Here is a 14,357-nt window from a genome sequence, read left to right as displayed (position 1 = left end):
CGCCGCTCTCGACTTCCCGGCATCGAGGCACGGCCAGCGTTCTGGTGACTCAGAGCGCGTCGAAGCTGACTTCCTGCATCGTCCCGTCCGGTCCCGTTCGGAACAGCCGGGGCGGTCCCATCATCTGGCGCACTCGCTGGTAGTCGGCCTCGCGCTCGGTCTGCTCCCGCCCGGTCGGGTCGGTCACCCGGAAGCCGTGCAGGGAGACGGCTTCCGCAGCAATGTCGTCCGGGTCAGGTCGGCCTTCGACCACGAAGCCGAACAGCGCACGCAGCGCCTCCTCGCCCAGTTCCAGCGGATGGAACGGCAACGGATAGGGACCCTGGTCCGGCCATCCGGGCATCGGCTCGACCGGATGCTCACCGGCCCAGAACGGCAGTTCGAAGTCGTACGGCTCGCCGATGTTCTCCTCGATGCCGCTGTCCGGCGACAGGCTCAGCGAGCGGACCAGTTTCCCGTCCTCCCAGAGGGCGAAGCACAGCCAGTCCACCACGGAATGCATCCCGTGCATGACGATCCGCCGACCAGCGCCGACCGCGCGCAGGTGCTCGGGAAGTTCGGACGGGCGATCGAGCACCAGCCTGCGATCGCACAGCAGCTCGGCGCCGGCCAGCACGGTGGCGTAGGTGATGTCATCCGGCGGGTACGGTCGGTCGAACAACGTGCCATCGCCGATGCGCGTCACCTCGTGCCCCGGGTGGACCCGCCGCACGACATCCTCGGCCTCGGCCGGATCGCAGGCCGTTGCGCCGAGCAACGCCGGAAGCAGATCCCCGTCGGCGAAGGCCAACAACGCCGTCTTCGCACCCATGCCCGCTCCCCCGACTGTCCGCTGCACGATGGCTGTTGGCACGGTACCGGCAGTTGACGACGAAAGCGACCACCGCCTGCAGGAGCCCTCACCGCGACCGCAGGCAGTCCCCGGCGGCCGTCGGCAGGTCCGGATGCCGGATTCCGGTGCCCGCTCTGCGTACCAGCCGTGCAGGGGGATCTGGCGTCCGTCCGCCCGGGAGCGTCGCCGGACCACTCCTCCCGGACCGGCGTCGCACCGGCGGCTATCCGCTCGGGCACTTTCCGCCGGATCAGACGTGCGCGGATCGATGATGGACGCGTTGTCGGGCTCATCGGAACCGGCATCCCAGCCGCATCCATGCCCTCAGTCGCGACTTGATGAGGAGCACGGCAGGGTGCGAAGCTGTTGCCCACGAAGGCTCCAGTCTACGTCTGGATGTGGTCGATCATGGCCGGCAATATCGACGCGCAGCGATCGGCGGCTCTGGTAGAGCTCTTGAAGCCCGAGCGGTTGCCCCGAATCCTGGACGTCGGCGCCAATCCGCTGGGGTGGGACCGGCCTCCCTACCAGACTCTTGTTGAGCAGGGCTTGTGCGAGTTGTGGGGCATCGAGCCGCAGGAGGACGCCTACCAGAAGCTGCTGAAAACCAAGCGGGACAACGAGCACTACCTCCCCAACGCCATTGGCCAAGGTGGCGCGGCGACCCTGCACATCTTCAGGAACGACGCGTTCAGCAGCATGTACCCGATCCATGGACCGTCGATCGACTTCATCGACCGGTGGCGTGACGAAACCACGTTGGTGCAGACGATCGACCTGGAAACCCACCGGATCGACGACCTGCCCGAGATGGAGAACGTCGACCTACTCAAGATCGACTGCCAGGGCTACGAGGTTGAGGCCATGCGAGGCGGGCAGAAGCGACTCGCGGACGCTGTGGCGATCATCCCCGAGGTCCGGTTCCTGCAGCTGTACGACAGCGAGCCGAACATCGGCGGGCTGGACACCTACCTGCGCTCACGGGGGTTCCTCTTCCACAAGTTCCTGTTCGTCAAGTCCACCGGCATCAACCACTCCCGTTTCGGCAAGCTGCCGAAGGATATGACGTGGAACCAGGCCGTCGACGGCGATGCTGTCTACATAAAGAACCCGGTGTCCCCGGAGATGGCCACCGAACAGCTGAAGTACCTGGCGGTCTTCGCCGACGCGGTCTTCTTCTCCTTCGAACTCGTCATCCGGTGCCTCGACATTCTCGCCGCCCGCGGGGTGGTCAGCGACGCCGACATCCAGGGCTATTTCGACCGGCTGGTCGGCTGAGCCGCTTCGCGCAGGTCGACCGGTCCGACGACAGCTCGGCCGCAGAGCAGGAAGGTCAGCGACCGATCCGGATAGGAAGCTCGGTCAGGCCGCGGATGAGGGTGCCCGAGCGCCAGGAGAGTTCGGCGGGCGCGCGGGCCAGCTCCAGGTGCGGAAACCGGGCCAGCAGCGAGTTGAAGGCGATCTCGCCTTCGAGGCGGGCCAACGGGGCGCCGAGGCAGTAGTGGAGGCCGTGGCCGAATGCGAGGTTTCCCGCCTCCCGCCGGATGTCGAGCCGGTCGGCGTCCGGGTACTGCGCGACATCGCGGTTGGCCGAGGCCAGCGCGACGAAGATGACCTCACCTGCGGGAATCGTCGTGCCGCTGAACACGACAGGTTCGGTGGTGTAGCGGAGAGTGGCCATGTTGATCGGGCCGTCGTAGCGCAGGAACTCCTCCACCGCCTGCGGGGCGAGTGAGGGGTCGGCGCGCAGCGCGGCCATCTGCTCGGGATGGCGCAGCAGCGCGAGAACGCCGTTGCCGATCAGGTTGACCGTGGTCTCGTGGCCGGCGATCAGGAGCAGGAACACCATCGCGACCGCCTCCCGGTCGGAGAGCCGGTCGGCGTCCTCGCTGGCGGCGACGAACGTCGAGAGCATGTCCGGACCGGGATGGCGCCGCTTGTCGTCGATGAGGTCCTGTAGGTATGCGGCCATCGCCGCGTACCGGCGCGGGGCTGCGGGGTCGCTGGACAGGCTCGCGTTCGACCACTCGCGGAACTCGTCGCGCCGGTCGAGCGGTACGCCCAGCAGTTCGGTGATCACGGTTATCGGCAGCGGAAAGGCGAAGCTGTCCAGCAGATCGACCATACCGCCGGTGCTGGCCGCCTCGGCCGCCACCGCGTCCAGCAACTCACCCGCGATCTGCTCGATGCGCGGCCGGTACTGCGCGATGCCGCGCGGGGTGAACGCCCTGCCGACCAGGCGCCGCAGCCTGGTGTGGTCGGGCGGGTCGGAGTTGAGCATGTGCTCGGCGTACGACTTGGCCACCGCGGGGTACCGACTCGGGTCCGTGTGATGCTCCAGCCGACGGATGATCGACGCGCTGTCCTTGGCCAGCCGCGGGTCGGCGAGCGCGGCCCGCACGTCCTGATGGCGGGTGACCAACCAGGCCCGGATCCCGGACGGCACGGTGACGCGCACGACCGGTCGCTGCGCACGCAGCACCCGGTAGAGCTCATGGGGGTTGGCCAGTCGAACGTTGTCCAGGATCAAGTGATCTTCCACAATGCCTTCGGTGCTGGCGGCCTCGGTCACGAGTCCTCCTCACACTGGCCGGCGAGCGCCGCCACGCCTGCGGTGCGACGTCGGCCAGCATACCCACGCCGATGACCGACGGTAAGGCGTACACAGTGGACGGACGGGCAGCCGCTCGACCGCGCCGATGTCTCGACCCGGTGAGAGCTGGCACTGCGGGTGCGGCCGCGCGCTGGTGATCCGGTAAGAATTGGAAGATCTTCTAATCCCCCGCGCCGCACACTCGTACCCGACGCCATTACCCAAGTGCCGTCAGACACCTCGCGCCGTCAAGCGCGGGATGCGAATGTACGAGGACGGGGGATGCAGCCGTGACCGCACGCTCAACCTCAGGCCCGCGGACCGTCACCGAGCTGCTCCGGCAACGCGCCGAGCAGGATCCCGACCGGCTCGCGTTCCGGTTCCTCGAATATGCGGGGTCCGCCCAGCCCGTCGTGTCCGAGTTGACCTACGGCCGGCTCGAAGCTCGGGCCAGAGATGTCGCCGCCATGCTCAGCCAGGTGGCCAAGCCCGGTGACCGGGTGCTCATGCTGTGCCCGCCGGGCCTGGACTACATCACCTATTTCTTCGCCAGCCTCCACGCCGGACTCGTGGCGGTACCCGCCTATCCACCAGCCGCGTCGGGCCGCTACGACCGCATCGAGGCCATTGCGCGCGACTGCGACGCCGCCATCGTACTGTCGGACCAGGCGGAGTCGAACCAGGTGCCGGCCGACCTGACCGAGCAGTCCGGGTCATCGCTGTGGCACGCGCGCTGGCTGTCCGTCCGGCAGGAGGTCGCCGAGGGCTCCGGGCTGGATTGGAATCCGCCCGGCACGGCCGGCGACGCACTGGCGTTCCTCCAGTACACCTCGGGCTCGACCGGTTCGCCCAAGGGTGTGATGGTCTCCCACGCCAACCTGCTCGCGCATGCCCGGTCGGCGCAGAGTTGTTACTCCTTCGACCCCGAGGTGCGGGGCGTCAACTGGCTCCCGCTCTACCACGACATGGGTTTGGTCTCCGGTCTGATCTATCCGCTGTACTCGAATTTCCCGTCGACGCACCTGGCGTCCGCGGCCTTCATCCGCTCGCCGGTGCGCTGGTTGGAGGCCATCACGCGGTACGGCGGGGTGGTCAGTTTCGCCCCGAACTTCGCGTACCAGATGTGCGTCGACCGGATCGACGAACAGGCCAGGCAGCATCTCGACCTGTCCACCTGGACCCGGGCGATCAACGGCGCCGAGCCGATCCGGGTGACCACGCTCGAAGCCTTCACGCGCGCCTTCACCGGCTGCGGATTCCGCAGGTCGAGCTTTGTTCCCGCCTACGGCCTGGCGGAGAACACCCTGACGGTGTCGGCCAGCGCGACCGGTGCCGGTCCGGTCGTGCGCTACGTCTCACGGCCCGGGATGGAAGCGGGCCGGCTGTTGCCGCCGACCGACCTGGCGCAGGCACAGCCATTGGTCAGCTCGGGGCGTCCGATGCCCGGCGTCGTGGTGGAGATCGTCGATCCATCGACCGGCGGTCGTACCGGTGCCGACCGGGTCGGCGAGATCTGGCTCGGCGGCCAGAGCGTGGCCGGCGGATACCTCGACAACCCCGAGGCCACCGAGCGGACGTTCCACAACACCATCGGCAGCGGTAAGGAGCGATATCTGCGCACCGGCGACCTCGGGGCGATGATCGACGGCGAGTTGTACATCGCGGGCCGCGTGGACGACATGATGATCTTCCGGGGACGCAACGTCTACCCGCAGGACGTCGAGGCCACGAGCATGGACAGCGATCCCGCGCTCGGTTCGACGCGCTGCGCCGCGTTCGCCGTCCCGGCGGAGGGCGAGCCGTCGCTCGTGATCGTCCAGGAGCTGCCGCGACGCCGGACCGGGCCCGCCGACCGCGCCCGGCTGGCCGCGACCATCCGCCGTCGGATCGTCGAAGAACATCAGTTGGCCGCCGACACGATCGTGCTGGTCCGGCCGGGCGCCCTGCCGACGACGTCGAGCGGCAAGATCCAGCGCAAGGCCGCTCGGGCCAGATACCTCGAAGGCGGCTATCCGCCGCCGGTGCGCATCGGCGCCGACGACGCCGGTGACGACGCTGTACCGCGCACGGCGGAGCAGGCTCCGGCCCCGCCGCCGGAGCAGGTCGCCGTCTCCTACGCCGCTTCGCCGACCCGCACGCCGGCGGAGATCGAGAACCAGCTACGACTGCTGATAGCGGAGTCGGCACGCTGCGCCGTACGGGACGTTTCGCCGAGGGAGTCGTTCAGCTACTTCAACCTGGACTCGGTACGGGCGGTCAGCGTCGCGGAGCGGCTGTCGAGGTGGCTCGGCCGCGACGTATCCACCACCCTCGCCTGGGAGCATCCGACCATCGCCGCCGCCGCCCGCACACTGGCGCTCCCGGCGGACGGATCAGACCGCAACGGGTCGACACCTGCGGTGTCCGAGCCGATTGCGGTGGTGGGTATCGGATGCCGGTTCCCCGGCGCGGAGGGCCCCGAACAGTTCTGGCAACTCCTCACCGAGGCACGCACCGCCATCACCCCCATCCCCGCCGACCGCTGGAACAACGACCGCTACTACCACCCCGACCCCGACACCCCCGGACACACCTACGCCCGCCACGGCGGCTTCCTCCACGACGTACGCGGCTTCGACCCCACCGTCTTCGGCATCACCCCCCGCGAAGCCGCCGCCATCGACCCCCAACACCGCATCATCCTGGAAACCGCCTGGCACGCCCTCGAACACGCCCACATCCCACCCGACAGCCTGCACGGCACCAACACCGCCGTCTACATCGGAATGCGGGCCGGCGAGTACGAGCGGCTGGCCACGCCGGCCCCTGATTCGATCGACGAATACACGGCGATCGGGGCGTCGGCGAACTTCGCGGCGAACCGGCTCTCGTACGCTCTGGGCCTGCAAGGCCCCAGCCTCGTGGTCGACACCGCCTGCTCAGCCAGCCTGGTCGCCGTCCACCTGGCCTGCCAAGCCCTCCGCACCGGCGAAACCGACACCGCCCTGGCCGGCGGCGTCAACCTCATCCTCTCCCCCGACGCCATGATCGCCCTCAGCAAAGGCCGCATGCTCTCCCCCACCGGCCGATGCCACACCTTCGACCACAACGCCGACGGCTACGTCCGCGGCGAAGGCTGCGGAATCGTCGTCCTGCGCTCGCTGAGCACGGCCTTGGCCAGCCGGGACCGCATCCTGGCCGTCATCCGCGGCAGCGCGGTGAATCAGGACGGAAGAAGCAACGGCCTGACGGCGCCGAGCGGCGAGGCGCAGGAACGTGTCGTGCTACGTGCCCTGGCGGACGCGGGGGTCGAGCCGCAGCACATCGACTACGTCGAAACCCACGGCACCGGCACCACCCTCGGCGACCCCATCGAAATCCGCGCCCTCACCCACACCCTCACACCCAACCGACCCCACCACCACCCACTCCACCTCGGCTCCGTCAAAACCAACATCGGCCACCTCGAAGCCGCCGCCGGCATCGCCGGACTCATCAAAACCATCCTCACCCTCCACCACCGCACCATCCCACCCCACCCCACCACCATCACCCCCAACCCACACATCCCCTGGAACCCACACCTCCACATCCCCACCACCCCAACCCCCCTCACCACACCCACCCCCACCGCCGCCACCAGCAGCTTCGGCTTCGGCGGCACCAACGCCCACATCATCCTCCAACACCACCCCACCCCAACCACCACAACCACCACCCACACCACCAACACCACCCACACCACCCACACCACCGACACCACCGACACCACCGACACCACCGACACCACCGACACCACCGACACCACCGACACCACCGACACCAACCAACCCCACACCATCACCCTCTCCGCCACCACACCCACCACCCTCCACAAAACCGCCACCCAACTCCTCCACCACCTCCAACACCACCCCACCCCCCTCCCCCACCTCGCCTACACCACCACCCACACCCGCACCCACCACCCCCACCGCGCCACCATCACCACCACCAACCACACCCACCTCACCCAAGCCCTCACCGCACTCACCACCAACACACCCCACCCCCACCTCACCCAACACCACACCCCACCCACCACCACCCCACACACCACCTTCCTCGTGCCGGGTCACGGCACCGCAGTCCACGGCGCCCTGGCCGGGCTCTACCGAAACGACCCGCACATCACCGCCGCGCTGGACTCGCTCGCGGAGGTACTCGGCCCGGCCGGCAAGGGGCCGATCAGCGTCCTGCTCGACTCCGGGTCGCCAGGGCGCGAGGACCCACGCCACATCCAGCCCGCGCTCTATGCGCTCGCGCTGACCCTGGCCGCGTGGTGGCGGGCACACGGGGTCGTGCCGCAGACCGTCCTCGGACACAGCGCGGGCGCCTACGCGGCAGCCACACTCGCCGGAATCCTCTCGCCGCAGGACGGCGCCCGCCTCAGTGCGGTGCGCGGCGAACTCATCGCGGACCTGCCCGGAGACGGCGCGATGCTCGCGGTGTTCTGCGAACCGGAGCGTCTGGCCGGGTTGGCCCCCGTCGTCTCGGGCGCGGTGGACATCGCCCTCTACAACGGCCCACGCGAGACGGTCATCGCCGGGCCGTCCAGCGCCGTCGACCAGTTCGCAGCGCTGGCCGCGGACGAGGGCCTGCGCACGGTCCGCCTTCGCGTCCCGGTCGCCTTCCACACGGCGCAGGTGGAGCCGATGCTCGGTACGCTGGGCGACGCATTCGCCCAGACCACCCTGCGACCGGCCACCGTACCGTTCGTGTCGGACACCACGGGGCTGCTCGCCGGTGCGGAAGCGGCCACCGCGCCGTACTGGGTCCGGCACAGTCGCGAGCCCGTCCACTTCAACGAGGCTCTGCACACGGCCCTGAACCAGGGCACGACGATCCTGATCGAACTCGGGCCGGGCGGCCTGCTCGGCTCGGCGGCCTCGGTCGCGGCCGCGGCCGCGGCCGCGGCCGGCGCCGAGTGGACCTGCGTGCCGACGCTCTCCCGCGCGGCCGAACCGGCCACGCAGCTGGCCGAGGCGCTCGCGCGGACCTGGGTCGCGGGCGGGCCGGTCGACTGGTCGCCGCGGACCACCCGGCCGGCCGTGCTGCCGGACCTGCCGCGGTACCCCTTCGAACGCCGCGAGTACTGGATCCCGACGGCGCATCCACACCGCGAGAGGTCCCGCACGGTCGACGTGCCCGCGACGGCCGACTCCACCGAAGTGGCCGTCGGTGGAGGCGGCGACGCAGGTGTGCTCGACGTACTTCCGCTCCTCCGCGGCCTTCGTTCCGACGGAGCCTCCGGCGGCATCGCGGCAGACCGCGCGGCGGACGCGCCCTCGCCCGATACCCGGCCCGTTCCCGTCGCGGTGCCGGAGGTCAATCCGGCCCGGGCGGGCGAGCTGATCCACCGGCTGCAGGCCGAACTGTCGGCAGTGCTCGGACTACGCCGCCCCGAGGAACTCGGCCCCGACACCGGCCTCTTCGACCTCGGGCTCACCTCGGCGATGATCGTGCAGGTACGCGCGCGGCTGGAAGACGAATTCGGCCTGAAGCTGCCGGTGACCCTGGTTTTCGACCACCCCACGATCCGGAGGCTGGCCGGATACCTGGCCGGGATCGAGCCGTCCCGGGTCAGTGCTCCGGCACCCGTACCTGCGCGACGCCCGGCCACCACACCCGCACCACGCGAACGGCGTGCGGCCAGCGCCGAACCCCTCGCGATCGTCGGCATGGCGTGCCGGCTGCCCGGCGGTGCCGTCGATCCCGACTCATTCTGGCGGCTCCTGCGCGAAGGGCGCGACGCGACGCGCGACGTACCCGGCGACCGCTGGCAGCCGCAGGCGCCGTACGGGTCGGGCGGCTCGCCCGGATGGCGCGGCGGGTTCCTGGCGGGCCCGGTCGACGGGTTCGATGCCGCCGCCTTCGGGATCTCACCCCGCGAGGCGCGCAGCATGGACCCGCAGCAGCGCCTGCTCCTCGAAGTCGCCTGGGAGGCGCTCGAAGACGCCGGCGTCACCGCGCGGACGCTGGACAGCTCGGCGACCGCCGTATACGTCGGCATCAACACGTTGGACTACCTGCACCTGCTCGCCGCGCACCCGGCCGCCACGGACGACCCGTACCTGGCCACCGGCAACACCTTCAGCGTCGCGGCCGGACGCCTGTCCCACCTGCTGGGCACGCACGGCCCGAGCCTGGCCGTGGACACGGCGTGCTCCTCCTCGCTCGTCGCCGTACACCTGGCCACCCGCAGCCTGCGCTCGGGCGAGGCGGACCTGGCGATCGTCGCCGGAGTGAATCTCATGCTCTCCCCGCTGACCACAGCGAGCCTGGCCAGGATGGGCGCGCTGGCACCGGACGGGCGGTGCAAGACCTTCAGCGCCCGGGCCGACGGGTACGGCCGCGGCGAGGGCTGCGGCGTCGTCGTGCTCAAGCGGCTCGCCGACGCGCAGTCCGCCGGAGACCGCATCTGGGCGCTGGTCCGGGGCTCCGCGGTCAACCAGGACGGCCGCAGCGCCGGGCTGACGGTGCCGAACGGGCGGGCGCAGGTGGCGGTGCTGCGCGAAGCGCTGCGCGACGCCGGGGTACGGCGCGAGGAGGTGAGCTACGTCGAGGCGCACGGCACCGGGACGCCGCTCGGTGACCCGCTGGAGGTCAGCGCCCTGGTGGACGCGTTGCGGCCGGAACGGGAGCGCGGTGCGGCGCTCCACGTCGGTTCGGTCAAGACCAACATCGGGCACCTGGAGGCGGCAGCCGGTATCAGTGGTCTGATCAAGGTGGCGCTCGCCCTGCACCATCGCCAGATTCCCGCCCAGCTCCACTTCGACGAGCCGAGCCCGCACATACCGTGGGACGAGATCCCCGTCCAGATCCCCCGGCGGACGGTCGAATGGGCGGACTGGCACGGCTCGCGGATCGCCGGCGTCAGCTCCTTCGGCTTCAGCGGCACCAACGCGCACGTCCTGCTGGAGCAGGCCCCCGAGCAGGTGCCGGATTCCGTGCCGTCCCCGTCGCGCCCCGAGCGACCGGGTACCCAGTTGCTCCTGCTCTCCGCGCACTCGCCCGAAGCGCTCGACGCCACTGCCGAGGCGTACCGGCGGATGCTCGGCCAGACGCGGCACGGCGGGCCCGCCCTCGCCGATGTGGCCCGCACCGCCGCGCTGCACCGGACCCACCTGCCCCACCGGCTGTCCATGGTCGCCGATTCCGCGCAGCAGGCCGGGGAACTGCTGGCCGGGCCGGTGGCCGGACGGCGCGGTGCCGGCGCGGGCGGGCGGGACGATCCGCGCCGCGTCCGCCGCGGCCTCGCCCGCCAGGACGGCCGGACCAGGCTGATCGCCGTCTACACCGGCCAGGGGTCCCAGTGGCCCGGCATGGGACGCGCCCTGGCCCGCCACCCTGCCGCCGACGAGGTCGTCGAGCGCTGCGACGCGGTGGTGCACCGGCTTGCCGGCTGGTCGCTGCGCGACGAGCTGTCCGCCGGGCGCGAGCGGTCCCGGCTGGACGACACCGCCGTCGCCCAGCCCGCGGTCTTCGCCGTCCAGGCGGCGCTCACCCAACTGTGGCGCGCCTGGGGGGTGCGGCCCGACGCGGTCATCGGGCACAGCGTCGGCGAAGTCGCCGCCGCCTACGCGGCCGGATACCTCGCGCTGGAAGAAGCGTGCGAGATCGCGGTGCGGCGCGGGGAGGCGATGGCCGCGACCCGGGGCCGCGGGATGATGGCCGTCGTCGGGCTCGACCGCCAGGAAACCGCCGAGCTGATCGCGCGGTGTGGCGCGGCCGTGTCGGTCGCCGCGGTGAACAGCCCGCGCAACACCGTCGTCGCGGGTGACCGTCCGGCAGTACTGGACCTGGGGCGCGAAGCCCGCTCCCGCGGCGTTTTCTGGTCGGTCGTGCAGGAGCAGTACGCATTCCACACGCTGGCGATGGCGGACTGCGCGCGGGCGCTGCGAGCCGATCTGGCGGATCTCACTCCCGCGCCGCCGACGCTGAGCGTGTACTCGACGGTGACCGGCGGCCCCGCGGAGCCCGGCTTCGCCGGTGCCGGGTACTGGGCGCGCAACGTCACCGAACCGGTGCTCTTCGAGGACGCGCTGCGCCGTGCGGCCGGCGCGGGGCACAACGCCGTACTGGAGATCGGTCCGCATCCGGCCCTGGCAACCCCGATCCTGCAGTGCCTTGACGGCCACGGGACGGCAGTCCTCGCGGTCGAGTCCATGCGCGCGCAGCAGGACGGCCTCGCGTCGATGCTCGCCGCCGCAGGCACGCTGCACGTCAACGGTTACCCGCTGGACCACGCGGCCGTGCAGCCGGCCGGCGGCCGGCGGGTCCGGCTGCCGAGCTATCCCTGGCAGCGGGAGCGGTTCTGGATTCCCGACCGGCCGGCCCGGGCCCCGGTGGCGCGCGGCGAGGACCGGGCGGTCCCGGCACCGGATGAGCGCGGGAGCGGCATCCGGGGCGACGTCGACGAGTCCATGTACGAGGTCGTGTGGCAGCCGGACCGCGCGGACCGTGCCACGGCGAACGGCGGCGCCGGTTCCGGAGGCGGTGGTCACTGGGTGCTGACCGGGGGCGCCGGGGACGGCGTGGCGGACCGGTTGTCCGCACTCCTCGAGGCGGCGGGCCACACCTGCCTGCGGATCCCGGCACGGATGCTCGACCCGGACGACGGGTTCCGCGCTCTGGCGGAGGCGGTCCGCGGCGCCGGCGCCACATTGCGCGGCGTCGTCCACCTCGCGGCACTCGACGCCGACCCGGCGCTGCGCACACCCGGACCGGAGTGGGACGAGGCGCTCGCCGCCTCGTGCGGCCCGCTGTTGACCGCGCCGCGATCCCTGTCGGCGCCCGGCATCGCGGCCGGAGCGCGCCTGTGGGCGGTCACCCGGGGCGCCGTCCCGGCCGGCGACGCGGCGTGCGTACCGGTGCTGGCGCCCGCCTGGGGCCTCGGGCGCGCCGTATCGACGGAACAGCCGGGCATCTGGGGCGGCCAGATCGACCTCGATCCGCAGGACCGGGACCCCGACGCCGAAGCCGCGACGATCGCCCGGGAGATCCTGCACCCGGATGTGGAGGACCAGGTGGCGTACCGCACCGGACAGCGCATGGTTCCCCGGCTGGTACGGGCTGGAGCCGGCCGCGGTCCGGGCGACGCCGCACCCGAGCCACTCGCGCTCGATCCGGCGGCCGCCTACCTCGTCACCGGTGGCCGCGGAGCGCTGGGCCTGCTTCTCGCGCAATGGCTGTACCGGCGCGGGGCGCGGCACCTGATCCTGCTGGGACGTACTCCGCTGGCCCGGGGCGGTTCGGACAACGGGCATGCCGGCCCGGGTGATGCCGAAGGCCGGGTGCTCGCCGCGATCGAACGGCTGCGGCGCGGCGGCGCCACCGTGTACACCCCGGACGGCGACGTCGCCGACCCCGAGGCGATGCGCACGGTCTTCGACCCGCGCAGCGGGCCGTGGCCGGCCGTACGCGGTGTGATCCATGCCGCGGGCCTGTTCGAACTCCGGCCGCTGGCGGACATCGACTGGGTCGGGTTCCGGGCGGTGCTACGGCCGAAGGTCGAGGGTTCGCTCGTCCTCGCCGCCGCCGCCGAGGGCACCGCGCTCGACTTCTTCGTGTCCTGCGGTTCCGCGTGGTCCGTGTTCGGGGCCGCGCTCGCCGGGCATCTCGTCGCCGCGTGCCACTTCCAGGACGTCTTCGCGCACGACCGCGCGCGGCGCGGCCTTCCGGCGCTGACCGTGGACTGGGGCTGGTGGGCCGACGGCTCGCTCGCCGAGGAGCACGGGGAATCCTTCCGGGCGACCGGAACCGCGCCGGTGAGCCGGGAGCTCGGCTTCGCCGCGCTGGACCGGCTCACGGCCCCGGCTACCGGCCCGGCCCGGGTCCAGGCCGCGGTAGCGCTGTTGGACTGGGACAGGCTGCTCGCGACGCTCGAGGCGAAGCGCCGGCGGCCGATGTTCGAGGCGATGCGGCCGGCGCACGAGGCGAGCACCGCGCGCGACGAGGAGCTGGCCAGCCGGCTGCGCGAGGCCGGAAACCCGGCGGCCCGGATCCGGGTGCTGGAGGACGCCGTACAGGTCGAGCTCGCGGTGGTCCTCGGCCGTCCGGGCGGTTCCCGGATGGATCGCGAACTCGGCTTCTTCGACGCCGGGATGGACTCGATCACCAGCGTCGAGCTACGCGACCGGCTCGCCCGGCGGCTGGGCGCCGAGGTGCCCGCCACCGCGGCCTTCGAAAACCCGACCGTCGCTGCGCTGGCCAGGTTTCTGCTGTCCGAGTTCGTCGACGAGTCGGCGGAGCCGGCCGAGCCGGCCGAGCTGGCGAAGCCTGCCGGGCACGCACCGGGCGGCGCGGTCGGGCGGGATGTCGGCCTGACCGGGCTCGAAGCGGAGCTGGCCCACCTGGCCGAGGACGACCTGCTGGAGCTCCTGAAGCAGGAGTTGGAGACGGGAGGCACCGCATGACGACCGATGACGGGACCGCGACGCCCGCGGAGCGGGACAGCCGCTCACAGCGCGAGGAACTGCTCCGGCGCGCCCTGCTCGAGGTGAAGGCGGCACGGGCCGAGGCCGCCGCGCTGCGGGCAGCCCGCCGCGAGCCGATTGCGGTGGTGGGTATCGGATGCCGGTTCCCCGGCGCGGAGGGCCCCGAACAGTTCTGGCAACTCCTCACCGAGGCACGCACCGCCATCACCCCCATCCCCGCCGACCGCTGGAACAACGACCGCTACTACCACCCCGACCCCGACACCCCCGGACACACCTACGCCCGCCACGGCGGCTTCCTCCACGACGTACGCGGCTTCGACCCCACCGTCTTCGGCATCACCCCCCGCGAAGCCGCCGCCATCGACCCCCAACACCGCATCATCCTGGAAACCGCCTGGCACGCCCTCGAACACGCCCACATCCCACCCGACAGCCTGCACGGCACCAACACCGCCGTCTACATCGGAATGCG

5 protein-coding genes are annotated in these 14,357 nt (G+C 71.5%); 3 read left to right on the top strand and 2 right to left on the bottom strand.

Annotated elements, in window-relative coordinates; translation table 11 throughout:
• Positions 1-49: 49 nt before the first annotated feature.
• Positions 50-790: a DUF6928 family protein gene (locus tag R6Y94_RS09870; protein WP_318395489.1), complete on the bottom strand. Its 741-nt coding sequence runs from the start codon at positions 788-790 to the stop codon at positions 50-52.
• 438 nt (positions 791-1,228) lie between these two features.
• On the opposite strand from R6Y94_RS09870, the gene R6Y94_RS09865 reads away from it, so the two are divergent.
• On the top strand, positions 1,229-2,110 hold the full coding sequence (locus R6Y94_RS09865; RefSeq protein WP_318395488.1) for an FkbM family methyltransferase: 882 nt from the start codon (positions 1,229-1,231) through the stop codon (positions 2,108-2,110).
• Positions 2,111-2,165: 55 nt separating this feature from the next.
• Here the strand turns inward: R6Y94_RS09865 and R6Y94_RS09860 are convergent, their stop codons facing one another.
• A complete protein-coding gene (locus tag R6Y94_RS09860) occupies positions 2,166-3,404 on the bottom strand; it encodes a cytochrome P450 (RefSeq protein WP_318395487.1) in 1,239 nt (412 codons plus the stop codon).
• Between the two features lie 311 nt (positions 3,405-3,715).
• Between R6Y94_RS09860 and R6Y94_RS09855 the strand changes: the two genes are divergently transcribed.
• Positions 3,716-13,861, top strand: a complete 10,146-nt coding sequence (locus R6Y94_RS09855; RefSeq protein WP_318395486.1) for a polyketide synthase — start codon at positions 3,716-3,718, stop codon at positions 13,859-13,861.
• Positions 13,858-14,357, top strand: a 500-nt coding sequence (locus tag R6Y94_RS09850) for a polyketide synthase (RefSeq protein WP_318395485.1), incomplete at its 3' end; no start/stop codon positions are given. The genes R6Y94_RS09855 and R6Y94_RS09850, both read left to right, overlap by 4 nt.

The organism is Plantactinospora sp. KLBMP9567 (genome assembly GCF_033446045.1).
GTDB lineage: Bacteria > Actinomycetota > Actinomycetes > Mycobacteriales > Micromonosporaceae > Plantactinospora.
Note: the sequence above shows the minus strand (reverse complement) of the source record. Positions and strands in the feature narration are given on the sequence as shown.

Bases quoted from the DNA above. Each gene is read 5' to 3' on its own strand.
- R6Y94_RS09865 (WP_318395488.1), top strand. From the start codon at position 1,229: ATGTGGTCGATCATGGCCGGCAATATCGACGCGCAGCGATCGGCGGCT.